The sequence below is a fragment of the Nocardiopsis camelliae genome, from assembly GCF_028993595.1.
In the GTDB taxonomy this organism is placed as follows: domain Bacteria; phylum Actinomycetota; class Actinomycetes; order Streptosporangiales; family Streptosporangiaceae; genus Nocardiopsis; species Nocardiopsis dassonvillei.
This window is the reverse complement of the sequence record NZ_CP118614.1, coordinates 4,188,931-4,215,850: the sequence shown is the minus strand read 5'-3', so window position 1 is coordinate 4,215,850 and position 26,920 is coordinate 4,188,931. Positions and strand designations below refer to the sequence as shown.

Below are 26,920 nucleotides of genomic sequence, written 5' to 3'. Positions count from 1 at the left end.
TGTTTGCTCTGTAAACAGTGCTTGGATGTGTGATAAAGCGACACCTGTGTACTCGGTGGTGGCGCTTCGCCATGTGGGCGGGGCACGCGGGTGAGCACGGCGGCGAACAGCGGAGCGCGGGGGCAGTGCGATGGAACGGCAGATTGTGGCGGGACGGTTCCGGATCACGGGCCCCATCGGCCGCGGCAACATGGGGGAGGTCCACCGGGCGGAGGACATCGAGGCGCCCGGACATGAGCTCGCCCTCAAACTCATCCTGCGCAGCCGCTTCGGGCTCGATGTCGACCGCGACCGGGAGAAGACGCGCAGGTTCCTCCGGGAAACCGAGATCATGCGCAGGCTCGACCACCCCGGAATCCCCCGCCTGATCGCGGGCAACGTGGACACCTCCGAAGGCGGCTACCTGCCCTACATCGCCATGGAGTTGCTCAACGGCGACGACCTTAGCGTGCTCATCAAAGAGGCCGAACGGCTCCCCGTCTCCTGGGTGGCCGCGATCGGGGCCCAGGTCGCCGATGCCCTGCATGCCGCTCACAGCGCGGGTGTGATCCACCGAGACCTCAAGCCCGCGAACATCATGCTGGTGCGTGGCGGACAGGCCAAGGTGCTCGACTTCGGCATGGGCCGCATCGTCGACGACTCGGACACCAGCCGGATCACCAGCTCCAACAGCACGGTCGGTACCGTGCGCTACATGGCGCCCGAGCAGTTCGAGGCCGCCAAGGTCACCGCTGCCGCCGATCTGTACGCGCTCGGCTGCGTCCTGTTCGAGTTGCTCACAGGGGTTCCGCCCTTCGGCGGCAGCGACTTCGAGATCGCCGAGCAGCACCGTAAGGCCGAACCTCCCATCCTGGGTTTCTTCCGCGACGACATTCCCCGGCCGCTGGGGCGGCTCATCGAGCGGCTCCTGGACAAGAAGCCCGAGAACCGTCCGCTCAATGGTGCCGAGGTGCGTCAGACCCTCCTGCCCCTGGCCGAGGGCGACGACGTGCTCCCGGGCTGGGAGGCGCTCAACCCCCTCTACCGGATTCCCATGCCGGTGCCCGAAACCGCGGCCTCGGAGCGAGGAGCCCCCGGGTGGGCGCCCGGCCCTCCGACCTCCAACGTCATGGACGTCTTCGGCCTGCACGGGCAGCTCATCGACGAGTACCGCGCCTTCACCGAGAGCGGCACCGTCATCCGTGACGAGCGCATCGAGGAGTTCGTCCAGGACAGCCTCGCGGCCAAAGCCCAGTGGCCCGCTCCGTGGCTCTCCCTCAACCCCTCCTACGCCTCCGGGGGGCAGATCTCGGAACTGGTGGACGCCGGCATGCTGCACCGGGAGTGCGCCAACATCTTCCAGGGTGAGAAGAAGGAAGGGTCCACCGTCTGCGATCGCCCGCCCCTGCGTCTGCGCCTGCACCAGCGGGAGGCTGTCGAGGTGGCGAGGTCGGGTCGCTCCTACGTGCTGACGACGGGCACGGGTTCTGGCAAGTCGCTCGCCTACATCATCCCCACCGTCGACCGGGTGCTGCGCGAGCGCGAGCGCGAACACGCTGAGGGCAGGGTCAGGACCAGGCGTGTTCGGGCGATCATCGTCTACCCGATGAACGCCCTGGCCAACAGTCAGATCGACGAACTGGGCAAGTACCTCGTCAACGGTTACGGCGAGGGGCGCGAGCCGGTCACCTTCGAGCGGTACACCGGTCAGGAGAGCCTGAAGGAGAAGGAGCGCATCCGCAAGAACCCTCCCGACATCCTGCTCACCAACTACGTGATGCTGGAACTGATGCTCACCCGCCCCGATGAGCGCGGGGCCCTGATCGACATGGCGCGGGGACTGGACTTCCTCGTCTTCGACGAACTGCACACCTACCGTGGGCGCCAGGGCGCCGACGTGGCCATGCTCATCCGGCGTGTCAGGCAGGCATGCCAGGCACCGCGTGTTCAGTGCGTCGGAACCTCGGCGACCATGTCGTCGGAGGGCACGGTCGAGCAGCAGAGGCAGAAGGTCGCCGATGTCGCGTCCCAGTTGTTCGGCACCGAGGTCAGGGCCGCGGACGTCATCACCGAGACCCTGGTCCGCGCCACGATGGAGGCCCCCGACCGCGTACCAGAGCAACGCCTGCGTCAGGCCGACGCGCCACGCGCCTACGACGACCTCTACCGGGACCCGCTCGCCCGGTGGATCGAGACCCGCTTCGGCCTCGACCAGGACGAGCAGGGGCGCTTGGTCCGCAGGTCTCCCACGACCCTGGAGACCGCCGCGCGGGAACTGTCGGAGGACAGCGGAGATAGTGAGGACACCCGGGTCCCCGAGGAGCAGTGCGCCCTGGCCGTGCGCAGCGTCCTGGAAGCGGGCGCGGAGGCACGGCACCCGGTCAGCGGCCGCCCCATGTTCGCCTTCCGCCTGCACCAGTTCCTGTCCAAGGGTGACACGGTCTACACCACCCTCGACCCGCCGGAGTCCCGGCCTTTCACCCGCGACTACCAGCTCGAATGGCCTGGTGCGGAGAACAGGATCCTGCTTCCCCTGGCGTTCTGCCGGGATTGCGGGCAGGAGTACATGACGGTCTGGCGTGAGGACAAGGACCAGAAGGTCACCTACACCCAGCGCAAGGGGACGATCGAGACGGTCGAAGGAGCGACGGAGGGTTACCTCTACCTCAGCACCGACGCTCCCTGGCCCGCGACTGTTCAGGAGGCGATCGAGAAGCGTCTGGTCCCCGAGACGTGGCTGGAACAGGACGCGGGAGGGCAGGACGTGCTGAGTGCCAACTTCCGTGACCGCGTCCCCCGTCGTATCACCCTCGACCATCAGGGGGTCGAGGGCAGAGGGGACGTGACAGCGGCCTTCATCCCCGCGCCGTTCCGGTTCTGTGTGCACTGCCAGGTCAGCCATGAGAAGGTGCGCGGGGCCGACTTCGGGAAGCTGGCCAGCCTCGACCAGGAGGGCCGTTCCACGGCCACCTCCCTGATTTCGGGCACCATCGTGCGCCTGCTCAGGCAACTGCCGGACGAGGCGCTGCGCGATCGGGCGCGAAAACTGCTCACCTTCGTCGACAACCGTCAGGACGCCTCCCTCCAGGCCGGGCATTTCAATGACTTCGTCCAGGTGACGGAGTTGCGCGGAGCCCTGTACAAGGCTTTGGTGGACGCGGGCGGCGACGGGCTCAAGCACGAGTGGCTCGCCGCCCGCGTGGTGGAAGCACTGGCCCTGGACCCCGCCGACTACACCGACAACCCGGACCAGTCCCCGAGTCTGCTTCGTCGCGCCGCCAACGCACTGCGCGACGTCGTGGCCTTTCGCCTCTACCGCGACCTCGAACGCGGGTGGCGGGTCACCATGCCCAACCTCGAACAGACGGGCCTGTTGCGCGTCGACTACGAGGATCTGGACTGGCTGTCCCGGCAGGAGGACCGGTGGCGGGACACCTCGCCCGAGCTGCTCAGCGCCGACCCGCAGCAGCGCGAGGAGATGATGCGGGCCCTGTTGGATCACCTGCGTCGGCACCTGGCCATCGACGTGCAGTACTTCCGGGACGATTTCGACTCCTTCCGCCGGGCCAGCGAGGAGCGGCTGAGCGACCGGTGGAGACTGACGGAGAACGACAAGCCCAAGGTGGGCACCGCCTACCTGGGCGCCTCCCGCCCGGGGCGGGACCGCAGCGGCTTGTTCCTGTCCCCACGCGGTAAGTTCGGCAAGTACCTCGAACGCGTTCACTTCCGGGGTTCCGAGCTGGGTCTTGAGGCCAAGGAGGCGGTGATCAGCGGCCTGGCGAAGGTCCTGGTCAAGGGGGGACAGCTCGCGGAAGTACAGGTCATGCCGCCCCGGCGCGGGCCGAACTTCCAACGCCGCGCCTCCGAGGCATGGACGGGTTACCGGGTGGACTCGGCCTGCCTGGTCTGGAGGGTGGGCGACGGCAGGGAGGGAGCCGCGGACCCCCTCGACCGCACCTACGCCTCTGGCGAGGGACCCCGTGTCAACCCCTTCTTCCGCCACCTGTACCAGGAGACGGCGGTCTCCCTCGGCGGCCTGGTCGCCCGGGAGCACACCGCCCAGGTGACTCCCGACAACCGCAAGAAGCGGGAAAAGGCATTCTCTGACGCTCAGCTCAGGCTCCTGTACTGCTCACCGACGATGGAGCTCGGCGTGGACATCGCCGATCTCAATGCGGTGATGATGCGCAGCGTTCCACCCACTCCCGCCAGCTACACCCAGCGCAGCGGTCGGGCCGGGCGCAGTGGGCAGCCCGCTCTGGTGACCACCTACTGCGCGACCGGCAACAGCCATGACCAGTACTATTTCCGCAGGTCGGAGCTCATGGTCTCCGGAGTCGTCCGCGCGCCCCGGCTCGACCTGACCAACCAGGACCTGTTGGCGTCCCACGTCCAGGCGATCTGGCTCGCCGAGACCCACCAGAAACTCGGGCAGGCCATCCCCTCGGTCATCGACATCGCCTATGACGAGGAGCAGCGCGATCCCCACCCCGCGCTGGACATCGACTCCCTCGTCAAGGAGAAGATCGCCGACGCGGGAGCCCAACGGCGGGCCGTCGCCGCCGCCCGCGAGGTCCTGGCGGATGTCCTCGAATTCGTACGCGACATGCCGTGGTGGGACGATTCCTGGCTGGAGCGCAGGGTGCGCAGGGCCCCGGAGAACTTCGACCTGGCCTTCGAGCGCTGGCGCCAGCTCTACCGGGCGGCGCTGAGCGACCGCGCCGAACAGCACCGCCGGATCCTGGACCACACCCTCTCCGAGAGGGACCGCAACAACGCGTCCCGACGACGCCACGAGGCCGAGACCCAGCTCAAACTGCTCAAGAACGAGAACGACGACAGCCGGTCCCTGCTGAGCGACTTCAACCCCTACCGCTACCTGGCCAGTGAGGGTTTCCTCCCGGGGTACTCGTTCCCCCGTCTGCCGCTCGCCGCCTACATCCCCGGCGGCACGAACCGCCGTGAGCCTGACGGCGACTACCTGCACCGCTCGCGGTTCGTGGCCATCGCGGAGTTCGGGCCCGGCGCACTCATCTACCACGAGGGCTCGCGTTACCAGGTCACCCGTGCCCAGTTGCCGCCCAGCGACTCCGGCGACGTACGGACCACGAGAGCCACACGGTGCTCCCGATGCGGCTACCACCACGACCCCGACAAACTCAGCGACAGGTGCGACCTGTGCGACGCGCCCCTGGGCGGGTCCCACCAGGGCCTCCTGCACCTGCACACCGTGTACACCCAGCGAAGGGACAAGATCTCCTCGGACGAGGAGGAGCGGCGCCGGTCAGGCTTTCGGGTGGTGACCTCCTACCGCTTCCGTGACCACGGAGAGCGGCTGGGCAGGCAGGACGCCGTCGTGGACGCCGACGGCCGACGACTGGCCCGACTGCACTACGGTGACTCGGCGACCGTGCGCAGGACCAACCTGGGCAGGGTCGGGGCCAAACCCGAAGAGCCGGACGGGTTCTGGATGGACCCCGACACCGGGCGCTGGCTGAACAAGAAGGACGCGGACAAGGCGGGCGGAGACTCCTCCGAACTGCCCCTGATCGAGAACGGCGGCGAGGAGCGGGGACGTAGGAAACTGGTGATCCCCTATGTGGAGGACCGCCGCAACATCGTCGTTCTCCACCTGGACGAAGCCCTGCCCGAGGGCGACGCCCTGACGCTGATGTACGCACTGGAACGCGGTATGGAGGCCGAGTTCCAGCTTGAGGACAACGAACTCGACAGTGAGCTGCTCCCACCGGAGGAGGGCCAACGCGACCGGATGCTCTTCACCGAGGCCGCCGAGGGCGGCGCCGGTGTGCTCCGGTTGTTGCAGGAGGACCGGGACGCCCTCGCGCGCGCGGTGGTCAGGGCCATGGAGATCTGCCACATGGATCCCGCCACGGGCCAGGACGTCGTCCCCGACCGGGCAGAGGTGTGTGTGCGCGGTTGCTACGACTGCCTGCTCACCTACGGCAACCAGCGCCACCACCGCAAGATCGACCGCCGTGCCGTGCGCGGTCTCCTGATCGCCCTGGCGGAATCGGTGACCACGCCGACGGGACAGAGCGTGTCCCGCACCGAGCAGATGAAGGTGTTGAAAGCCCAGACCGAATCCAGCCTGGAACAGGAGTTCGCCACCTTCCTCAAGGACAACGGCTACCGTCTGCCCGACGAGGCCCAGGCCTACATCCCCGAAGCCGCCGCCAGGCCCGACTTCGTCTACCGGCTTCCCGGCGTGCAGATCGCCGTCTTCGTGGACGGACCGGTCCATGACCACGCTCGCGTGTCCGAGCGCGACGCGGAGGCGGAGGAGCGGTTGGACGACGCCGGATGGGAGGTCGTGCGGTTCCGCTACGACGCGGACTGGACGACGCTGTTGTCCGCGTACCCCTCCTGGTTCGGCCCCGGATCCCGCCGCTGACCCCCCGGTGATCCCGCCCCCCGGTGCCGCTCCCGCCTGCCGACGGTGACACTGGGAGCGGGATCATCGAAGCAAGACCGCGACAAGCTTCTCACCGCCCCCCACGACACGACATGAGGAACTCCTCCACATGACCACCGCGTACGCCCCCGGTTCCCTGGTCTCGGCCCGGGGCCGCGAATGGGTGGTGCTCCCCGAGAGCGCCGACGACATGCTGGTGCTGCGCCCCCTGGGCGGCAGCGACGACGACGTGGCCGCCCTCTTCCCCGGCTTCGAGGAGGTCCGCGCGGCCACCTTCGACCCGCCCGACCCCACCGACCTGGGCAACGCCGAGGCCGCCGGACTGCTGCGCTCGGCCCTGCGCATCGGCTTCCGCGCCGGTGCGGGCCCCTTCCGCTCCCTGGCCGGGATCGCCGTGCAGCCGCGCGCCTACCAGCTCGTGCCGCTGCTCATGGCGCTGCGCCAGCCCACCGTGCGCATGCTCATCAGCGACGACGTCGGCATCGGCAAGACCGTCGAGGCCGGGCTGGTCGCCTCCGAACTCCTCGCCCAGGGCGACGCCACCGGCCTGGCGGTCCTGTGCTCCCCGGCGCTGGCCGAGCAGTGGCAGGAGGAACTGCGCACCAAGTTCAACATCGACGCCGAACTGGTGCTGGCCTCCACCGTCTCCCGCCTGGAGCGCGGCCTGGACCTGGGCCAGTCGCTGTTCGACAAGCACAAGCACGTCATCGTCTCCACCGACTTCATCAAGTCCACCCGCCACCGCGACGACTTCGTCCGCCACTGCCCGGACCTGGTCATCGTCGACGAGGCGCACACCTGCGTGTCCGCGGACGAGGCCAGGAACCACCAGAGCCAGCTGCGCTACGAACTGCTCCAGAAGGTCGCCAAGGACACCGAACGCCACCTGCTGCTGGTCACCGCCACCCCGCACAGCGGCAAGGAGTCGGCCTTCCGCAACCTGCTGGGCCTGGTCAACCCCGAACTGGCCACCGCCGACTTCGACACGAGGGTCGGGCGCGAACTGCTGGCCCGCCACTTCGTGCAGCGCAAGCGCGCCGACGTGCGCCAGTACCTGACCAGCGAGGACGGGCTGGCCGACGACTCCCTCGCGGAGCGCACCGCCTTCCCCTCCGACCGTCTCTTCCGCGACGAGAAGTACAAGCTCACCCCCGAGTACCGCTCCCTGCTCGACGACGCCATCGCCTACGCGGGAGAGCGCGTGGAGCAGGCGGGCGCCCCCGGCGGGCGCGAGCACCGGGTGGCCTGGTGGTCGGCGATCGCCATGCTGCGCTCCCTGGTCTCCTCGCCGCGCGCCGCCGCCAAGACCCTCACCACCCGCTCGGCCACCGCCCTGGCCAGGTCCGCCGAGGAGGCCGACGAACTGGGTGCGCCGCTGGCCCGCGACGCCGTCGACTCCGACCAGCTGGAGGGCATCGACACCGCCCCCGGCGCCAAGGCCGACGAGGAGCGCGACGGGCACCCGCTGCTGCGCCTGGCCGAGCGGGCCCGTGAGCTGGAGGGTCCGGTCAAGGACACCAAGCTCAAGGCCCTGGTCACACACCTCAAGGGCCTGCTGGCCGAAGGCTACGACCCCATCGTGTTCTGCCACTACATCGACACCGCCGAGTACGTGGCCGAGTACCTGTCCGGCGAGTTCGCCGAGGAGGGCCGGAGCGGAAAGAACCTGCTCAACAAGGGCGGCAAGGGCGGTTGGAGGACCACCGTCAGGGCGGTCACCGGCGCCCTGTCCCCGCAGCAGCGCGTGCAGCGCATCGAGGAGTTCGCTGAGGAGGCCGCGGCCGAGACCGCCCGCGAGGCCGGGGGAGAGGAGGCGCCGGGGCCCGGGACCCGCCGGGTGCTGGTGGCCACCGACTGCCTGTCCGAGGGTGTCAACCTCCAGCACTACTTCGACGCCGTCGTCCACTACGACCTGGCGTGGAACCCCACCCGCCACGACCAGCGCGAGGGCCGCGTCGACCGGTACGGGCAAAAGCGCGACGAGGTCCGCGTCGTCACCCTGTACGGCGAGGACAACGGCATCGACGGCAAGGTCCTGGAGGTGCTGATCCGCAAGTACCGGCAGATCCGCAAGGACCTGGGCATCGCCGTGTCCGTGCCCGACGAGTCCTCCTCCGGCGTCACCGACGCCATCGTCGACTGGCTGCTCATGCGCTCGCGCACCGGCGAGCAGGAGGCGCTGTTCGGCACCGACGAAGTCGGTGTGCGGGCCGACGAACTGGACGCCCGGTGGAAGTCGGCGGCCGAACGCGAGAAGCTGTCCCGATCCAAGTACGCCCAGCGCGCCATCCACCCCGAGGAGGTGGCCCGTGAGGTCGCCTCGGTCCGCGACGCCCTGGGCGGCGGCGGCGAGGTCCGGGCGTTCACACAGACCTCGCTGAGGGAGATGGAGGCCGTTCTGCGCCCCATCGCGGACGGGTTCACCGCCGACGTCTCCGGTACCCCCGTCGGTCTGCGCGACGCCTTCGCCCCGGTCCTGGGATCGGCCGCCGTGGAGGACGGAAAACCCTTCCCGTTCCGCGACACCGCGGCCGTCGCCCGGGGCGAGGCCGCCCTGGTGCGCACCGACCCCGTGGTCGGCGCCCTGGCCTCCCACGTGCTGGACGCCGCCCTGGACCCCGACACCTCCGGTCCGCGCCCCGCCCGCCGCTGCGGCGTGGTGCGGACCGCGGCCGTGGGCAAGGCCACCACCCTGTTGCTGGTGCGCTACCGCTTCCACCTGACCCTGCCCTCCCGGCACGGCACCCGCCAGCTGGTGGCCGAGGACGCCCGGCTGCTGGCCTTCCGCGGAGCGCCCGACCGCGCCGAGTGGTTGGGCCCGGCCGAGGCGGCCGCGCTGCTGGAGGCCCGGCCGGACGCCAACACCGAGCCGGAGTCCGCCCAGCGCCGCATGACCCGGGTCCTGGAGGGGCTGCCCGCGCTGAACGACCACCTGGCTGCCCACGGCCGCGAACTGGCCGAGGAACTCGCCGACTCCCACCGCCGCGTGCGCGGCGCCTCCGGTGAGATCCGCCGTGGTCTGAAGGTCGAACCCCAGGAGCCCGCCGACATCCTCGGCGCCTACGTCTACCTGCCCGTCGCCAACCCCGCCGCCTCCGCCTCCGACGCGTCCGCGGCCGCCCCCGCCGGAGGAACCGCCTGATGTCCGCCATCGCACGCAACCAGGTGCTGAGCGCCGTCCACACGGTGGGCGGCCTGCTGCCCACCGACATGCTGGCCCGCATCGCCGAGGGCAGGGACGTGCCCGGGTCCAAACCCGCCGACTACGGGGTCTTCGGAACCGGGTCGGTCAGTGACGAGGCAGAACGCCGCTGGGACTACCTCAAGGGCGTGTGGAGGGAGCTGCGCGGGCAGTTGCCCACCGGGAACGACGGAACCCCCGCCGTCGACTCCGTCCAGGCGTCCCGTTCGCGGTGGGCGGAGCCGCTGTTCAACGAACTCGGCTTCGGCCGTCTCCCGGCCGGACCGGGGGAGGGGATCGGGAGCGACGACGGGAAGAAGGTCTTCACGGTCTCCCACCTGTGGCAGCACGTGCCGGTCCACGTGGTGTCCTGGCACCACGAACTGGACCGGCGTCCGGGCGGGGCGGGGACCGTACCGCCGCAGTCGTTCGTCCAGGAGATGCTCAACAGCACCTCGGCGCACCTGTGGGCGGTGGTGACCAACGGGCGCCAGGTGCGGTTGCTGCGCGACTCCAGCGCGCTGGCCACGGCGGCGTACGTGGAGTTCGACCTTGAGGCGATCTTCGACGGTGAGCTGTTCAGCGAGTTCGTGCTGCTGTACCGGCTGCTGCACGCCTCCCGGTTCGAGGTCGAGCCGGACGAGGCGCCGTCCGCGTGCTGGCTGGAGAAGTGGCGTGCCGACGCGATCACCTCCGGAACCCGTGCGCTGGAGCAGCTGAGCGGGAACGTCCGCGAGGCCATCACGGTTCTGGGCACCGGCTTCCTACGCCACCCCGCCAACGCCGACCTGCGCAAGGACCTGGACGTGAAGGCGTTCCACGGGGCGCTGCTGCGGCTGGTCTACCGGATGCTGTTCCTGTTCGTCGCCGAGGACCGGGGAGCCCTGCACCCGCCGACGGCCGACGAGCGGACGAGGGAGCGGTACGCGAAGTACTTCTCATCGGCGCGGCTGCGCCGTCACGCCCGCAGGCGCAGGGGAACCGCGCACGGGGACCAGTACGAGGCGCTGCGGATCGTGCTGGACGCGTTGGGAGAGGTGAACGGGCGTCCTGAGCTGGGGATCCCAGCGCTGGGCGGCCTGTTCACCGGCGTCGAGGCGGACGAGCCGCTGCGCGGGCTGAAGCTGTCCAACGAGTCGCTGCTGGGCGCGGTCCGCCACCTGGCCCAGGTCAGGGACAGCGCCTCCAAGCGGTGGCGTGCGGTGGACTACCGCAACCTGGACGCTGAAGAGCTGGGGTCGATCTACGAGTCCCTGTTGGAGCTGGTGCCCAAGCACAGCGACGCCGACCGCTCGTTCCAGCTGGTTGAGGTCGGCGGCAACGACCGCAAGACGACGGGGTCGTACTACACGCCGTCCTCGCTGATCGAGACGCTGCTCGATTCGGCGCTGGACCCGGTGATTGACGATGCTTTCAAGCGGGGCCATGAGAAGGCGTCGAAGGCCGGGGAGCCTGATCCGACAGAGGCGGTCACGGCCGAGCTGCTGAATCTGACCGTGTGCGACCCGGCGTGCGGGTCGGGGCACTTCCTCGTGGCTGCTGCTCGGCGTATCGCCAAGCAGGTCGCGGCCGTGCGCGAGGGTAACCCGGAACCGACCGTGGACGCGGTACGCAGCGCCATGCACGAGGTCGTTGCCCGGTGTATCTACGGGGTGGACCTCAACCCGATGGCGGTGGAGCTGGCCAAGGTGTCGCTGTGGTTGGAAGCGCTGGAGCCGGGGAAGCCGTTGAACTTCCTTGATGCGCACGTCAAGCACGGCAACGCGCTGATCGGTGCGACCCCGTCTCTGCTCAAGGGCGGACACCCTAGTTTGCAGGATCAGGACGGCAGCATCCCCGACGAGGCGTTCAAACCGATCGAGGGCGATGACAAGAAGTACGCGCGCTTCCTGGCCAGGACCAATAAGGAGGAGCGCGGCGGTCAGCTCAGCGTCCTGGATATCACTGATGTGGCGGTGAAGGTCGACAACACTGCCTTCGCTCGGAAGTTCCGGCAGATCACCGATGCCCGAGCGGACTCCTTGGAGGAGGTCCGGCGTCAGGAGGCCGCCTACCGTGAGTTGGAGAACTCCGAGGACTATGTCCGAGACCGGCGGGCCGCGGACGCCTGGTGCGCGGCGTTCGTGTGGAGGAAGACGCCGGACGCTCCGCGTGCGGTGACCCAGGAGGTCTTCCAGAAACTGTCCAACGCCGGGCAGGGGAGGGGAGCGCCGTACACCACGATCGAGGAGATCGAACGGCTGCGGGACCAGTACCGGTTCTTCCACTGGCACCTGGAGTTCCCGGACGTCTTCTCGGCCTTGGCCAGCGACACGGGAGTGGACGAGGCCACCGGTTGGATAGGCGGTTTCTCCTGCGTCATGGGAAACCCGCCCTGGGAGCGGATCAAGCTCCAGGAACAGGAGTTCTTCGCCCAGCGCGATGAGGAGATCGCTCATGCCAAGAACGCCTCGGTTCGCAAGAAGCTGATCGAGGACCTCAGGGACGATGAGGACAAAGCGCCTCTGTACTGGGAATTCTCGGCTGCCAAGCGCGTCGCTGAAGGGGAGAGCCACTTCCTGCGCGTCAGCGGCAAGTTCCCGCTGACCGGCAAGGGGGATATCAACACCTACTCCCTCTTCGCTGAGACGGCGAGTCTGCTCAGCGATCGTCAGGGCTTCTTCGGCCTGGTACTGCCCACGGGGATCGCCACGGACGCCACCACCGCCCCGTTCTTCTCGTCGCTGGTCCGGGCTGGGAGGCTCGCATCGTTCCTCGACTTCGAGAACGAGGCGTTCCTGCTCAGCCGGGCCGTTGACCATCGTGTCCGGTTCTGCCTTATCGTCGCCACGGGGCGTGGGACGCGGGTGGACAACGCCGAGTTCGCTTTCAGTACCCGTTACATGGAGGACCTGCCCTCGCGTCGCTTCGCGATGCCGCCCGAAGAAATCATGCTGGTCAACCCGAATACCGGAACGCTGCCGGTGTTCCGGTCCCGCCGGGACGCCGAGATCACTTTGGGGGTATATCGGAGCGTTCCGGTACTCATCAGGGAGGGCGACCCCAAGGGGAACCCTTGGGATATTTCTTTCATGACCATGTTTCATATGGCCAACGATTCCCATCTCTTCAGGTCAGCCGAGGAACTGGAAACCGAAGGGTGGGAGTTGGAGGGCAACGTCTTCGTGCGTGGAGGCAAGCGCATGCTGCCGCTCCAGGAGGCGAAGATGCTGCACCACTTCGACCACCGCCTGGGTACCTACGAAGGTCAGACCCAAGCGCAGGCCAATGTGGGAACCCTGCCCCGGCTTACATCGGAGCAGCACGACGACCCCGGCTGCGTCGCCATGCCCAGGTACTGGGTGCCCGAGTTCGATGTGCCCACCGGGAAGAAGGACAGCAAGGGAAACCCAACCTACTACGCGGGTGTTGCGACGCGTCTGGTGGAGAGGGAGTGGGATCGCGGTTGGTTGTTGGGGTGGAGGGATATCGCCCGGGCTTCCGATGAGCGCACCATGATCAACTCAGTTTTCCCCGCTTACGCCGCTGGTCATACAAGCCCTATCGCTCTTCCCGCCAATCCCCGATCAGGTGCGCTTTTGCAGGCTTTCTGGTCCTCTTTTGTATTTGATTACATTGTTCGCCAGAAGATGGCTGGAACTCATCTTACGTATGGTTATGTATACCAACTTCCTGTGCCCCGCGTGGGCGATGTCGGTGAAGAGATTGAAGAGTGGTTCATTGGCAGGGTCATGGAGTTGGTCTATACGGCTAACGACTTGAAATCCTTTGCTTGTGAATTGGGGTTTGATGGGCCTCCGTTCCGGTGGGACGAGGAACGCCGTGCCATCATGCGGGCGGAGTTGGACGCGTTGCTCTTCCGCCTCTACGGGATCAACCGTGATGACGTGGACTACATCATGGAGACCTTCCCCATTGTGAAGCGGAAGGACGAATCGGCGTACGGCACCTACCGGACTAAGGATCTCATCCTGGAGATCTACGACCGGATGGCCAAGGCCGGTGTCTCGCTCGACACTCCGCTGATCGATGGCGAGAACTTCACGTCCACCCTCACCCCGCCGCCTGGTCACGGTCCCCGGCACGCCCCCGCCTGATCCGTAAAGCGTTCGGCCCCGCCTGCTGGCTCACGGCAGGCGGGGCCGAACGTGTGTTTTCGTGGCTCTAGCGGAAGTCGCCCCGAGTGATACCGATGAAGGCGCGCCACTCATCAGCGCCGAAGAAGAGTGCGCCCAGTTCACGGTGTTTGGTGTCTCGGATGGCTCTCTCCTTCCCCAGATCAGCTACCTCGACGCAGTGGCTCTCCGTAGCGCTGTAGGAGGACTTGCGAAAATCCATGTCAGGTCTCTTTCAAGAGTTGCTTGAGTGTTTTGATCGACTCGCTCTCGCTCAGGGCCGAACGCATCAAGGAAGCGAGAACCTGACGGTAGTCGTCGACTTCCTCGGTTTGCTCCAGGAACGTGCCTCTGGTGCGTCCTTCCAGGTAGACGAGCGAGGGGTCTGATTTGTCGGCATAGTCCAGGATGACAAAGCCGGATCCCATAGACGCATGCAGCCCAGCGCTGAGCGGTAGCACTTGTAGCGTGACTCGGTTGACGCCTTCACCAAGTTTGATGAGGTGCGTAATCTGCTCTTCGGCGACCTCGGGGGAGCGCACAAGGCGCAGAAGCGCACACTCGTCAATGATGGCCATGAGGTTCAGATCGTCGTGGAGAAGCTTCTGTCGCTCCAACCGCGCTGTGACGACGTGGTCGATGTCCGCTTCAGTGACTGCTCCGCTTACCCGCGCTGAAACCGCCGCGTAGTCGGCGGTTTGCAGCAGGCCGGGAATGACGGCTGGCTGGTAGACGCTGGCGGTGGAAGCCTCAGCTTCGAACCCGAGGTAGTCCGCGTCCAGGACGTTGTTGTAGCTGTGCCACCAGCCCTTCTCTCTGGCCTGCCGTCCCAGGGCAAGGATGGCGTCAACCCTGTCGGTGTCCTTCACCCCGTAGAGGCGCATGAGGTCTCTGAGTGCGCTGGGGTCGGTTCTGTGCCTTCCGTTTTCGAGGTGGTTGATCCGCCCTGCGGCCCACCCGAGTTCTCGCGTGACCTGCGTGGTTGACATCTCTGCGGCTTCCCGAAGCCTGCGGAGCTCGCGAGCCAGGCGACGACGGCGCACAGTCGGTGAGGACCTCTTAACCATGGGGGAGATGCTAGCGGGAGACGAAACAGACATACTCATCAATTTAGGAATCCTGCTTGATTACATCAATTGATGAGTCCATCCTAGTGTCAGCAGGGCAGAAGACGGCACAGTCCCGAGGCTTCGCTCTCGCCTCACGGCTGTGAGCGCCCAGCCAGGGTCTGCGCAAGGCGGGTTCTCCGAAGGCTGAAGCGAGCGAGGGGCAACGCAGTAAACGTCGGAATCTGACCTGGTCATCGGCGGGGGCAGCAGCTCACCGCTGGAACGGCCGTCTACTGAGGGTGGCCAAACGAAAACGGGCTCTGGGGGCGATTGCAGCGCCCCCAGAGCCCAGATCGACAACACAAGAACCCCTGTGCATGAGGAGTTGTGCGTCATGACCATTGTGCCGCGTCCCCGCGCGCCGTTCCACACCCCCACCCCGGGCTTCGCCGGGCGGCGCTGGGCTTCCCGCCTCTACCCCGGCGACTTTTCCCAGACCGCGTGGGTGCGTGAGGACCTGCGCGCCGACCTGTTCAGCCTGGAGGGCCTGTGCCCCGACTTGGTCGACACTGTGGTGTTGTGCGCCAGCGAGATGTTTGCGAATGGCGTCGACCACTCCCGTTCCGGCCAGAAGGATGGCCGAGTCATTCGGGTCCTGTCCATGCCGACGGCCGACACTCTCCACCTGTCGGTAGTCGACGACGGCGTACGGGAGTCGGCCCCCTCCCTCCCGGAGATCCCGCGCCAGCGCACGTCCGAGGAGTGGGAGGAGGCCGAACGCGGCCGGGGTCTGCTGCTCATCGACTCCCTGGCCACGCGCTGGGGGACCCGGGCCGTGGTGGACTTCCCGTCGTGCGGAGGCCTGGGCACGATCGTGTGGGCCGAGTTCACCCTCACCCCCGCCAGCGACACCGCGACTGCCGAGGCTGACCGATGACCGCCGAGACGGTGTCCTCGGGGGTGCGCGCGGTGCTGGACGCGCCCCGGGGACGCCGCTTCTCCAAGCCCGGCTACCCGACCCCGCTCACCCGGGAACAGCGGTTGCTCGCCCAGATGGAGGGCAACCCCCGCGTGGCCTACCGCCAAGCCCACGGCGAACTTCCGCCCTGGATGCACGTCCACGCCGCCCGGCTGGACGAGCGCGCCTCTCGAACCACCGAACGCCCGGAAGAACGCCCGCGCAAGCCCGCCACACAGCCGAAGCGCCCACCCGAACCCGCGGTTCCGCGTCCGCGCCCGGCCCCCGACGACGGACCGTTCCCGTCCCGCCGGGAGCGCCCGCCCCTGCCGCGCCGCCGCTCCAAGCGTCCGCACGGCCGCCGCCGCAAGCCCAGTCGCTTCGGTTACCTCGGCAGCACCGGCCCGGCCCGCCTGCTGGCCGCCTACACCCTCGCCATCAGCACCGGAGCCCTGGCCCACCACCTGGCCACGGTCCTGCTGTAGCGGGGAAGCGTCCCGCACTCGAACCACATCAGGAGGCCGCGCCGGATCGGGGGCCGGCGCGGCCGTCACTTTCCTCCCGTCTCAGCCGTCTGCGTTCACGAGCACCGACGGCCAGGGAAAGTCCTCAGGGATGGCGTCCATGACCACCTCGCCGCAGCGGCGTCCCCGCCACTGTCCGGCACTGCGCATGGTGCCCACCTCCCGGAACCCCGCCTTGGCGTAGGCGTTACGGCCTGCTGTGTTGGGCTCCAACACCTTGAGCCAGACCATCTCCAGCCCGATGACGTGGAAGGCGTAGTCCAGCGTCAACCGCGTCGCCGCGGTGCCCACACCCTTCCCACGGGCCTCGGGCGCCACAACGAGAATGAACTCGCCTGTGCGCACCTGGTGATCGATGAGCAGACTGGCCAGCCCGCACGGCACCGGTTCACCCCCGCGCACGTCGTAGACGGTGAAGCGGGCTTGGTCGGGTGCGCCGCGCAGCTGGTGCTCCAGCCCCTCGGCGCGGGACTCGGCGCTCTCGGGGACCTGCCGCCCGTAGCCCAGCACCGCACCTGGATCGCTCTCCCACCGCCAGTACTCGTGTGCCAGGTCGGCGCGCAACGCTCCCAGGGCGATGCCCTCGGCTTCAGCCCACAGGGCCGGTTCGGCGGTGTCACTCACAGGACTCCTCGAAGGGTGTGTAGTCGGTGATGTCGTCGGACTCGGTGACCGGACGGCGGTCGACACGTTCTCTGTTCTCGGGTCCTGTTACGCCAGACGTGATTCAACTACCGTTGTGGGCGGCCATGCTCGGAGCGATACCGGCGAGGTAGGACCTGCTCGCCGTCCACGGGGTGAGTTCCACCCCGAAGGAGTCCTTGCCCTCGTGGGACAGGTGGACGAGCCTCCCCATCACGTGGATGGAGTCCCCCGCGCGGAAGGCCCCCGTGTACGCGCCCAGATACGACCTCAGATGCACGATTTTGTCGGCGAAGGACTCGGGTTCGTCCACGGTCGAGTGCAGGACCCTGTCCACTCTGATCCGGTAGAGCGCGGGGGTCAGCACACCTTCGGAATGGTCGGCCACCGTGGCCAGCAGGGTGATCTCACCGATCTCCTTCGCGCTCATCGTGTCCAGACTCCGAGGGCTGTCGGAGCGCAGGGGCTCGCAGTTGATGTGCGCGCCCGTCCCCGCGGTCATCCCCTGCAACTTCCGGCTCTCCTGCTCGATGAGTGTCTCGAACCGGCTGCCCTCCATGTACTTCGCCCGGCGCAGGTACAGGCGTGTCAGGTGCTCACCCTCGTAGGCGCGGATGACGTCCCGGTCCGCGAAGAGCTCCTGTGCCGCCTCGTAACCCTCGGAACCGTAGCTGACCAGATCGATGTCCGACCAACGGTTCGCGCATCCCACCAGGAACGAGCCCGTGATACCGAAGAGAGGAAGCTGCCCCCGCTCCGCGATGCGGTTCACGACGGACAGCAGATCCCCGCCGACACCGAGCACCTCGGCCTCCCTGGACATGCCATGGTGCAACTCGGTGAGCGCATGGCGCGCGGAGTAGTGGTGGACGACGTCCCGACGCGGAACCCCGGTGATGACGCTGCCGATCACGTCGGAGTACACATAGCACTCCGGTCTGCGCGCCAGGATTCCGAACGACTTGGGAACGACGCTGTTCTGCTGGTAGGAGCGCCCGAACAGGACACGGTCGCCTCGCGAGTGCGGGTGGTACTTCACGTACCCCAGGTAGTGGGTGTCGGGGTGCACGTCACCGATGACCTTGAAGACGATCCCGTGGCGGTCGAGGAGGTAGTCGCGGTCACGTACCCGGATCTCGGGGCTCGAAGTCGGCGAGGGAAGGGAAGGCTGCGGTGTCGATCCTGCGTGTGTCGGCATATTCCTCTGCGCTCAAAATGAGGAGTGTTCGGCGATAGTGCCATTTGCGGTGCTTGTCGGGTCGGGAACCGGCTTTCGGTCGCATGCGGGCGAGGAAGAAGAAGCACTTGGCCAGGAGGAAGTCGCCCAGGTGAGGGCTCAGATCCCCGCCCGCACACCCCTGTGCCACGTCATCCAGAGCGCTGGTGTAGCGCGCCCTCTGCTCGGGGGTGAAGACGTAACCCCGGTTTCCTCCCTTGAAGGCGGCGATGTCGAGCATCGGGTAGACGTCGTAACCCAGCGGTGCCGGGGCGTGGTGCTGCCAGTCGATGACGGAGCCGGGAAAGGCGTTGGGCAATCCGTAGTCCAAGTGGCCGTGGCACAGAGGGAGCCGTGCGAGCCGTTCGACTGCGGTGTCGATGAGTACCCGGATCTCCTTCGTGTCCAGGTCCGGGTTCTCCGCGAAGACCTCGTCGACGAACCCCGCCCGCCAGAACCACGACCGCGTGTGGGTCCCCGTGCCCTGGACCGGGTTGTCGGCCTGGGCGCGCAACAGCCGTGCGGAAATCTCCGCCGCGGTGTCGACGAGCGCGTCGTCGATTTCCCCGCCGCTACCTGCTGCCTGAGCTATCGCCAGGTCGTGGAGGCTGTGTGTGCCCACTTCGGGTTCGGTGAAGTGGTGCTCTCCACCGGCGGCTCCCACCTCGGTGGGGCGGGGAACGGGGAATCCGAGATCAGCGAGAAGACGCTGGTGTCTGCCTTCCTCCTCGACCTCAGGTCCGCCCGTCCGCTTGTAGAGCCGCTTGCTGGGCGAGTACCAGACGGCGCCCTCCTTCGCGGCGGTTCTGGACGTGACCAGTTCCCAGTCAGACAAGGGTTGCTGTCCTTTCCACGGGTTGTTCCACGGCGACGGCCAGGAGGTGTTTGTCCATCACCCAGGAGGTACCTCCTCGGTTGATCTCCTCCCGTACCCTGTTGAGCCGTTCGGAGACCGCGGAGACGGGCGGGTTCCGGTGCACCTTGAGGAAGTACTTCAGGAGTGGGGGCAACTGGCCGGGATGGGTTCGGTCCTTGTTGTGCCAGGCGATCAGTGGGAGGAAACGGCTCTCGAACGCCTGACGTTCCTGGGAAGTCACCCGGTGGAAGGCGTACACCTTCTCCAGGGCAGGCAGGGCTTCGTAGGGGATACGGCCGTGAACGGCATATCGCAGCCGGTGCCCCTGCCACGAGGTGAAGCCGATCCCGTGGGCGGCTATGTGGGCGATGGCGCGCGCGGTCGCCGTCATGGCCACCTCGGCGGCACCAGCGCTCCGAGCGGCGGCCAGTACGGTCACGTGCAGGCCGGTTCTCGGGTCCAACGCGAGCCCGTCCAGTCCCAGCGCGTCCAGACGGATTCCGTGGGCGCGGGTGCGGGACAGCAGGAGACGACGGGGCGTCTGTCGGAGCACGGCTTCCAGATGTCGGGGGCGTTTGCGGTGGTGTCCGTGGAGGACCTCTGACAGGGACGAGCCCTTCCCGACCAGGTCGTGCACGAGGTGCCAGGCCCGGCGCGTACGCAGCCGTGCTCCCTCGCACGCGGTACACCGGTCCGCGACGGGACCGACCATGTGTCCGCAGGACACGCACTCCTGGAGCGCTGTCCTCTCGATGCGCAAGGAGCCCTGGGAGAGTCCCGCGTCGATCATGTCCAGAGCCAAGGCGGCAACGACCGGGTCGGCATCGGTGAGGATCTTCGCGGGTGAGGGCAGATCAGAGCCGTACTTGTGGAGAAGAGCCCGGCGTTCGAGTTCCACTCGTTCGGCCGGGGAACGGTCCCTGCCGTGCCGTAGATCCCCGGACAGGGTGACCGTGTTCCACAGGTGCGGAGGCCGCCGCAGGCCGAGCGTGTCGTCGAGTACTTCCGCCAGGTGAACCCCGACGGCCTTGCCGGGAGCATCGCGGAAGGTGAAGTCACCGTTCTGCACGGGGCCGTTGAGGAACAGGATCACCGCCACCTCCTGAACTGACTGAGACTCATGTAAGACTGAAATGAGACTAGAGCCGGATGTGGGGGAGGTCAACGGGTTTCCGTTGTCCAGGGGTCACAGGGAAGCTGCGAGGTTCCCGAGGTAGTCGCGGCTGGCTTCCTTGTCCAGGGCGTGCTCGGTGAGAACGGTGTGGATGTGGCGGTACTGTCCGACCTCTTCGGACTCGGTGAGCGCCAGTTCCCTGGTGAACGTCTCGACGATGACGGTGGGCTCGTCGGGGATCTCGAACAGCAAGAACCCGTTGCTCTGTAGGTGGCCCAAGGGCGAAGCCAGTGGCAGGACGCGCAGCATGACATTGGTGAGGGTGGCGATCGACAGCAGGCGGTCCCACTGCGCGGGCAGCAGGTCGGCGTCATGGGGGTGCCAGCGCAGCGCGGCCTCGGTGAGGGTGAACTCGAAGCGCCGTTCAGGGTCGTAGAGCGCCTCCTGGCGGCGCATCCTCGCGGCGACGGCCTCGGGAACGTCGCGTTGACCGGAGATGTTGACGGCGCTCAGTACCTGTCGTGCGTACTCAGCAGTCTGGAGCAGGCCGGGAACGAGGGAGGGTTGGAAGGAGCGAACGGTGTCGGCGCGCTGCTCCAGCGTCCGGACCCCGTCCTGACCGGAGCGTAGTCCCCGGGCGTGTACCGCTCTCCAGTGGCGGGACTCCACCAGGGCGGCCTCGGTCAGTTCGAGGCTCCTTCGAGCCACCTCCTGCGGGGCGTGGCAGGCGTCCAACCAGGCCTCGACATCACTGGTGGAGGGCCTGGTGCGGCCGTTCTCGATCTTGGAGACCTTCGACTGGGACCAGTCCAGGACATCGGCCAGCTCCTGCCCCGACAGACCACGGTCCAACCTGGCGGTTCGCAGTAGGGCGGCGAGTTCCTGTCTGGCGCTGTCAGTTCCCTTGCCCCCGGACACGGATCCCTCCATACTATTCCTGTTCGAGTCTTTCCAGTCTCGGATGCTGACTGTTCGAAGAGGTAGTTCAGACTAACGTGTCCACGGCTGTCACCAACCCCTGGAGTGCCGCAGTGACCGTGATGACGATGCCCGACTTCCTCCACACCTTCGACGACTTCCGAAGCCAGGTCTTCCGGATGGAGACCCTGAACTTCTACGACTCCAAGGGCGAACGTGCGCCTCTGGAGAATTTCCGGGAGAACCGACCCCAGGACCCGTCCTGGCTTGAACCATGGGCTGAGCGGGTGCGCTCCGTCAGGGGCAGGGGAGCCCTGTTCCGCCGCGTGCACGTGGTGGACGAACCGCTGTCGGAGTACCTCGTTTTCGAGATGACCTGCGCCTACCCCTCGAACGCCAGGGCGGGGGAGGAGATCGGCATCCTGCCCCGTGCTGTCGCGAAGGAGCTGGAAGTACCCGACGAGGACTACTGGCTCTTCGACGACGACCGCACAGGTGTCATGGTCTACGGCGACGACGGCGCACTCAGGCATGTGGAGGTCACCACGGACCCCGTAACCCTCCGGGAGCACGTGCGCCGCCGCGAAGCTGTCCTGGCCCATGCGGTCCCCCTGCACCGGTACATGTCCAAGGTCGGACTCGCGCCGCAGATCTGACGCGATCAGTAACTCAGGAGGCAGAGGAATGAACTCCCCGTTCGACGACGCGGACTTCCGTAAGGCCAGCGGAAGCGGAACCGGTGACTGCGTCGAGGTCGCCATCACCGCTCATACCCCCGACACGGTCGGCCTCCGTGACTCCAAGAACCCGCGAGAGGCACTTGTACTGCTCGCTCCTGTGGAGTGGCTCGCGTTCATGTGCGGGACCGTGCGCAACCACCCCGGAGCGCTCTGAGCCGTCCGTGCCGCTGTTGAGTCAGCGGACGTGACGACGGCGGGGCGTCTCCTTTGGGGCCGCCTCGCGCCAGTTCTCGCCCGCCTTGCCTGTGGTGCCGTACATGGGGAAGAGCTTGGTGTGGGCGTGGTCGTCTCCGTAGCACTCGTACATGATTTCGGTGCGGGCCACGTCGTCGAAGGCGGCGTCCAGTCGGAGGGCGACCTCGCGGGCGGCCAGGTGCGGGGCCGCGTACTCCGACGGCTCCAGATCGACCACGTAGCTGGTGCGGTGGGCCTTGGGGACGACGACGGAGAACCCCACGGCGTTGGGAAAGATCGACAGGAACGCCAGGTGGTCGGTGCCCTCCCGGAGCCGGAGCGCGGGCGCGTGCCCGGACACGATCTCGCAGAAGACGCACGTTGGGACGCGGTCGGTGTTCATCGGACTCCTCCACGGGACGGAACAGCATCGGCGCAGGTAGGGCAGGTAGGGCAGGTAGGGCAGGTAGGGCAGGTAGGGCAGGTGGGGTAGGTGGGGCAGGTGGGGGAGCGCTCCGCCGCCTGCCAGTCGAGGGCGGGGTCGTGCGACCACACTCCCACGCGGCGTTTCAACGAGGCCGGTGTGCCGAACCCTTCCAGGTGACGCAGCACGTCCAGCGCGGCCAGTTCGGCGTTGTCCTCGGGAGGGCGCGCCGCACAGCTCACGGACGCGTACCTCCGTCACGGGGGAGTGCCAACCCAGACCTCCCGCGCTGTCCACCGGGCCACACTCTCCTGACACCAGCGCCCACACGGAGTCACCCGCCGGGTGATACCGGGTCCCACCGCCACCGTGGACAGTGGAGACGGTCTGCCTCCTCTGGTAGGCCGTCGACCCCCGGAGGCACTGTGGTGCACAACCACGCCTGTGCGAACGCCCGAAAGCCCGGGTGCTCGTGCTCCGGTTGCGGAGGAAGCCTGCACGGCTGGCCCGGTCACCTCGAACTGTCGCGCAGACCTCCCGAAGAGCGCGTGGTTCGCCGCGAGAGCGCCCAACAGGACTGGTACGCCGCCGTGGGCTCCGACGAACAGACCAGACGCGAGCACCTGGCCGCCCCCACTCCGCGGATGCTCGACTGCGCCGTGGAGGTCGCCAGGGTCGGCGTGGCCGACCACCTCGCCGCGCGCCCCGCCAGGGTGGACAGGATCCGGGAGTTCGGCGGCCTGCTCAACACCCAGGTGTTCAGCATGGTCAAGAGCGAGGCAGCCCGTCGTGCTGTTCGAAACCCCGAACTGGCGCGGGTCGCCGAGGCCCTGCCCGGACACTTCTGGTGCTCCCTGCTGGCTGCTCTGGTCGGTGCCTTCGACCGGGTGGACCAGGCCGTCGACAAGATTCCGATTCAGGCACGCGAGCTGCTCCAGGAGGAGGCGCCGCCGGGCTGGGGCCCGGCTCAGGAGCTGATCGCCGACACCGCTCTGGAAGCGGTCTGGGAGTGCGCCGCCGTGTTCCTCGCCCTGTGGCGGCCGGGCGAGCTCCTCCTCGTCATGCGGATACTCGCCGTCCTCATCTGCCCGGACCCGGCTCGACATCCGGAAGTCGTCCGTGCGTGTCTGCTCCCCCTGGGCCGAGGCGTCCTCCAGGACGCGGTCACCCTCATGCTCCACCAGAGCCTCGCCCCGCAGTAGGACGCCGTTCCAGCGGCCTTTCGCACCGCTCGATCTGTTCAGAAGGGCCTTCCCCCGGGCCGGGTCCTGTTCCGATCCCCGACACCCCGGTGTGGATCACCCGCTTACCTGCGCACGGGTCTCAGTAGTCTCCGCTCGCGAACCACACGAGCGAGAACACGGACAACATGCCGAAGGCGAACGGGACACTCAGCACGGCCGCCCACACCAGTGACGCACCCCGGGCGGCCCATCCGCGGCACAGCGCCAGGAGGAGCAGTGCCAGGACCCCTTCGAGGAGAAGCACGCCCAGGTAGACCGCCTCCCCGTCGGACCTCGCGTACGCCCGGGCGCTCACCCACAGGAAGACCGAGATCAGCCCGAGGGGAAAGCCCACAGCGAAGGCCCTGACGCCCGTGGCGCGCGACCGGGACCTGTTGCCGAGGAACCCCAGGAGCGCCCCCGTGGCCGACCCGACGAGCACCCAGACCCAGTACTCCCGCATGCCGTAGTCGCCGGCTGCCAGGTGCCCGAGAACGGCGGACAGGTACGTGACCGAACCCGCGATGGCCGCCGACCGGGAACGGACCGCGGTCCGACCGATCAGGAACGGCGGTGTGACGTAGAGGCCGACGGCCCATTCCAGGAACGGGAGCCTCTCGGAGCTGAGGCCGTCGACGAACACCGCGAGCGCTCCGCAGATGAGGCCCGTTCCCACGGACAGCGCCAGGAACGGGCCCAGGCGCCGATCCAGGAAGTCGCGGATGGGGGAGGGGGGCTCTTGCCGGGATCTGTCCTCTCCGCCCGCCTGCCCGCTGTGAGGAGAAGGGGTGGGGTCCGTGTTCACTGGGGAGCGCCTCCTGTCAGGACCTCGCCCAGACAGCTGAGCGTCTCCTCGTCCGTGAAGTACCCGCTGCGGCCGGTGCCCGCTTCGGGGTCGAGTCTGTCGCCCAGTTCATCGCCGGGGTTGTCCGGGTTCTCGAAGAACCCATCGTCGTGTAGCGGGGCCTCGAACCCCTCGGGTTGCTGCGTACCCGTGCGCCGCTGCACCGGGCTCCGCACCCGGACGTGAGCGCCTTTCCGGAGGGCCTCGGCACCGATCACATCGCCCTGTTGGAGAAGGCGGGCTTCCTCCACGAACCGCTCTGAACGAAGCGGGCGTGTGCGCTGCCGCAACCGAACACCGCCGGGACCGCGCCGGGGATCCTCGGAAAGCTCCGGCACAGCGCCGTGCGCGGAGTCGCCGAAGAGCCTGAGCCGTCTGTCGGGGCGGCGCCGCGTCTTCTCCGCAGTGCCGAGAACCGGGAGGCCCGCCACGTTCATCCGGTCTGTCGGGTGCCGTTGCGACAACTGAAGCTTTATTGTTAACAACATTCACAAGGTAGATGTGTATGTTATTTTCGATGCCATCGCAGCAGACTCTCGATGATGTGACGGCGGCGGGGGCCTTCGGGTTGACCTGGCTCGGCCGTCCGCCCCCAGACAGGGCTTTGGTCCCGAAAGGGATGCCGTCCTGTCGCGATGGATCGGAGGACGCGATGACGAAGGAGAAGTCCGCCCCCGAGGACAGTCGCGTTTCCCCTGCCCTCTCCGGAGCGGCCCCCTCGAACTCCCGCATCGGAGGTACGCATGTTCACCCACGGCCGCCTGACCCGGGGCCAGGGAACCGATCCGCGGCGGATGCTGTTCGCCGTCCTGGATGTGGAGACCACCGGGCTCGACCCCCGCGCAGGGCATCGGATCTGTGAGGTGGCCGTGGTGCGCATGCGCGGCGACGGCACGGTCGTCGACGAGTACGCGACCCTGGTCGACCCCGGGCGCCCCCTCACGGGAGAGGAGTTCCACGGCATCACCCCCGCCCAGGCGGCCGGCGCTCCCGCTTTCGCCGACATCGCCGGCGACCTGGTGACCTACCTGTCCGACGCGGTGGTCGTCGCGCACAACCTGCCCTTCGAGGAGCGGTTCCTCGAAGCGGAGCTCCAAGCGTTGGGCATGCGTCCCTCAGGACTGCCCGGACTGTGCACGCTCCAGGCCTTCCGCGTCCACCTGGACCGGTACGCCTACCGCCAGCACCAGCTCTACCAGCTGATGACCGGGGAGTGGATGCAGGGCCAGCACCACGCCCTGGCCGACGCACGCCACCTCGCCCGCATGCTCTCGGTACTGGTGAACGACAGTCCCCAGCCGCTCGCCTGGACCGGAACCGGACCGGTGCCCGCGCCGCAGGTGCCCCGCAGCGGGCGGATCGCTCCGCGCACCAGCGACCTCCGCAAGGGTCAGGAGGGGTGGCTGGCCAACCTGGCCGCCGGACTGCCCGACATGAACCCCTCGCCCCGCCCCCTTCCCCAGGGCGTGGCCGCCTACCGTTCCATGCTGGGGCACGCCCTGGCGGACGGGAGGATCGTCGGCGACGAGGCGCAACGGCTGGCCCTGCTCGCCACCCGGGCCGGGTTCACCCGGTCCACGTTGCGCCGGGTGCACGAGCAGGTGCTCCTGGAGGCGCGCGCCCGCGCCGAGGCCGACGGGCGGGTCACCTCCACCGAACTCAGGGAGTTGGAGAAGGCCGCCAGGAACTTGGGCGCGGGACACGTCATCCAGGACCTGCTCTACGTCGCCGACCAGGAGAAGGCGCGCAGGAACGGCCCACTCAAGGGCTGGCGGGTCGTGCCCGCGGGGGAGGACGGGTCGGTGAACGCGGTCGTGGACTTCGCCGTGTCCCACGGCGCGACGGCCGGGGTCAACGTCACCAAGACGGTGCGGCTGGTCATCGCCGAACCGGGAACGGACGACGCGAAGGTCCGCAGGGCCCAGGACGCGGACATCCGGGTGGCAACCCCCGCCGAGGCCTGGGACCTGTTGAAGGCGGCCGTCGACAAGGCGGAGCGCGGCCTGTTCGATGACGGGACCGGGGTGATGGTCGCCGCCCAGCTCCGCGCCGAGCAGCAGGAGGAGGCGGACAGGAAGCCCTGGCAGGCGTTCTGGCGCCCCCGCGAGCTGTCCGACCGGCAGTACCACGAACAGTTCGTGGCGCCCTTCGAACGCCGTGACCGTGCCGCGTCACACGAGCGCCGATCCGACCGGGGACCGCACAGGATCAACGCCCGCGTCACCGTGGAGCCGCAGAGGAAGAGCGGCGGTGGCTGCGCGGGCGCGGCACTGCTCTTCCTGGCCACGGTTTCGGGGGCGGCCACCGCGGCCTCCCGGTTCTGGCCGTTCTAGCGGGGTGACCACGAGGGTCCACCGGTTCGCCGCGCACTGCACCGGGCCCACCCGGGCGGGGAGAGGAGGACAGGAGCTCCGACGGGGCGCCCACTGAACAGGGTGCGCTTCGTCCGACAGCGGGGAGAGGGGCACCTCGGTGTTCTCCCTTGTCGGGCGAACCCTCCCGCCCGTGGGCCCCGGAATGTGTTTCGCTC

At 68.0% G+C, this 26,920-nt stretch carries 18 protein-coding genes and 1 pseudogene; 9 read left to right on the top strand and 10 right to left on the bottom strand.

What is annotated here, in order from left to right:
- Nucleotides 1–130: 130 nt before the first annotated feature.
- The 3 genes from PV789_RS18385 to PV789_RS18375 all read left to right on the top strand — a co-directional run bounded on the left by PV789_RS18385 (nt 131) and on the right by PV789_RS18375 (nt 13,690).
- Nucleotides 131–6,391 carry a protein kinase domain-containing protein gene (locus PV789_RS18385; RefSeq protein ID WP_274973798.1) on the top strand — a complete coding sequence of 2,087 codons (6,261 nt, stop codon included), beginning with the start codon at nt 131–133 and terminating at the stop codon, nt 6,389–6,391.
- Between the two features lie 130 nt (nt 6,392–6,521).
- The gene (locus PV789_RS18380; protein WP_274973797.1) at nt 6,522–9,554 is read left to right on the top strand and encodes a DEAD/DEAH box helicase; all 3,033 of its coding nucleotides are present in this window, start codon (nt 6,522–6,524) and stop codon (nt 9,552–9,554) included.
- Nucleotides 9,554–13,690 (top strand): Eco57I restriction-modification methylase domain-containing protein, encoded by a 4,137-nt coding sequence (locus PV789_RS18375; RefSeq protein WP_274973796.1) that lies wholly within the window; start codon nt 9,554–9,556, stop codon nt 13,688–13,690. The genes PV789_RS18380 and PV789_RS18375 overlap by 1 nt, the downstream gene beginning before the upstream one ends.
- A 67-nt stretch (nt 13,691–13,757) precedes the next feature.
- Here the strand turns inward: PV789_RS18375 and PV789_RS18370 are convergent, their stop codons facing one another.
- The gene (locus PV789_RS18370) at nt 13,758–13,931 is read right to left on the bottom strand and encodes a DUF397 domain-containing protein (protein WP_274973795.1); all 174 of its coding nucleotides are present in this window, start codon (nt 13,929–13,931) and stop codon (nt 13,758–13,760) included.
- A gap of 1 nt (nt 13,932) precedes the next feature.
- Entirely contained in the window at nt 13,933–14,775 is an 843-nt protein-coding gene (locus PV789_RS18365; RefSeq protein WP_274973794.1) for a DUF5753 domain-containing protein, read from the bottom strand.
- Between the two features lie 376 nt (nt 14,776–15,151).
- On the opposite strand from PV789_RS18365, the gene PV789_RS18360 reads away from it, so the two are divergent.
- The gene (locus PV789_RS18360) at nt 15,152–15,694 is read left to right on the top strand and encodes an ATP-binding protein (RefSeq protein ID WP_274973793.1); all 543 of its coding nucleotides are present in this window, start codon (nt 15,152–15,154) and stop codon (nt 15,692–15,694) included.
- Nucleotides 15,691–16,200, top strand: a complete 510-nt coding sequence (locus PV789_RS18355) for a hypothetical protein (RefSeq protein WP_274973792.1) — start codon at nt 15,691–15,693, stop codon at nt 16,198–16,200. The genes PV789_RS18360 and PV789_RS18355 overlap by 4 nt, the downstream gene beginning before the upstream one ends.
- Nucleotides 16,201–16,281: 81 nt before the next feature.
- Here the strand turns inward: PV789_RS18355 and PV789_RS18350 are convergent, their stop codons facing one another.
- From PV789_RS18350 to PV789_RS18330, 5 genes are all read right to left on the bottom strand, one after another.
- Nucleotides 16,282–16,863: a GNAT family N-acetyltransferase gene (locus PV789_RS18350; protein ID WP_274973791.1), complete on the bottom strand. Its 582-nt coding sequence runs from the start codon at nt 16,861–16,863 to the stop codon at nt 16,282–16,284.
- A gap of 103 nt (nt 16,864–16,966) precedes the next feature.
- Complete coding sequence (locus tag PV789_RS18345; protein ID WP_274973790.1) at nt 16,967–18,079, bottom strand: hypothetical protein; 1,113 nt, start codon at nt 18,077–18,079, stop codon at nt 16,967–16,969.
- Nucleotides 18,003–18,932 (bottom strand): phosphotransferase, encoded by a 930-nt coding sequence (locus PV789_RS18340; protein ID WP_274973789.1) that lies wholly within the window; start codon nt 18,930–18,932, stop codon nt 18,003–18,005. The genes PV789_RS18345 and PV789_RS18340 overlap by 77 nt, the downstream gene beginning before the upstream one ends.
- Entirely contained in the window at nt 18,925–20,046 is a 1,122-nt protein-coding gene (locus PV789_RS18335; RefSeq protein WP_274973788.1) for a hypothetical protein, read from the bottom strand. The genes PV789_RS18340 and PV789_RS18335 overlap by 8 nt, the downstream gene beginning before the upstream one ends.
- A gap of 93 nt (nt 20,047–20,139) precedes the next feature.
- The gene (locus PV789_RS18330) at nt 20,140–20,997 is read right to left on the bottom strand and encodes a helix-turn-helix domain-containing protein (protein WP_274973787.1); all 858 of its coding nucleotides are present in this window, start codon (nt 20,995–20,997) and stop codon (nt 20,140–20,142) included.
- A gap of 110 nt (nt 20,998–21,107) precedes the next feature.
- Here PV789_RS18330 and PV789_RS18325 point away from each other — a divergent pair, with 110 nt between their 5' ends.
- Together PV789_RS18325 and PV789_RS18320 are read left to right on the top strand one after the other, a co-directional pair.
- Nucleotides 21,108–21,641, top strand: a complete 534-nt coding sequence (locus tag PV789_RS18325; protein ID WP_274978172.1) for a DUF6879 family protein — start codon at nt 21,108–21,110, stop codon at nt 21,639–21,641.
- A gap of 28 nt (nt 21,642–21,669) precedes the next feature.
- Nucleotides 21,670–21,879, top strand: a complete 210-nt coding sequence (locus PV789_RS18320) for a DUF397 domain-containing protein (protein ID WP_274973786.1) — start codon at nt 21,670–21,672, stop codon at nt 21,877–21,879.
- A 57-nt stretch (nt 21,880–21,936) separates the two neighbouring features.
- Here the strand turns inward: PV789_RS18320 and PV789_RS18315 are convergent.
- A pseudogene (locus PV789_RS18315) lies at nt 21,937–22,302 on the bottom strand (HIT family protein); the annotation flags it as partial.
- 569 nt (nt 22,303–22,871) lie between these two features.
- On the opposite strand from PV789_RS18315, the gene PV789_RS18310 reads away from it, so the two are divergent.
- Nucleotides 22,872–23,525: a hypothetical protein gene (locus PV789_RS18310; RefSeq protein WP_274973785.1), complete on the top strand. Its 654-nt coding sequence runs from the start codon at nt 22,872–22,874 to the stop codon at nt 23,523–23,525.
- Nucleotides 23,526–23,646: 121 nt separating this feature from the next.
- On the opposite strand, the gene PV789_RS18305 is transcribed toward PV789_RS18310, so the two are convergent.
- Together PV789_RS18305 and PV789_RS18300 are read right to left on the bottom strand one after the other, a co-directional pair.
- Entirely contained in the window at nt 23,647–24,351 is a 705-nt protein-coding gene (locus PV789_RS18305) for a DUF6518 family protein (RefSeq protein ID WP_274973784.1), read from the bottom strand.
- Nucleotides 24,348–24,554, bottom strand: a complete 207-nt coding sequence (locus PV789_RS18300) for a hypothetical protein (protein ID WP_274973783.1) — start codon at nt 24,552–24,554, stop codon at nt 24,348–24,350. The genes PV789_RS18305 and PV789_RS18300 overlap by 4 nt, the downstream gene beginning before the upstream one ends.
- A 579-nt stretch (nt 24,555–25,133) precedes the next feature.
- On the opposite strand from PV789_RS18300, the gene PV789_RS18295 reads away from it, so the two are divergent.
- Nucleotides 25,134–26,723 carry a 3'-5' exonuclease gene (locus PV789_RS18295; protein WP_274973782.1) on the top strand — a complete coding sequence of 530 codons (1,590 nt, stop codon included), beginning with the start codon at nt 25,134–25,136 and terminating at the stop codon, nt 26,721–26,723.
- Nucleotides 26,724–26,920: the final 197 nt, after the last annotated feature.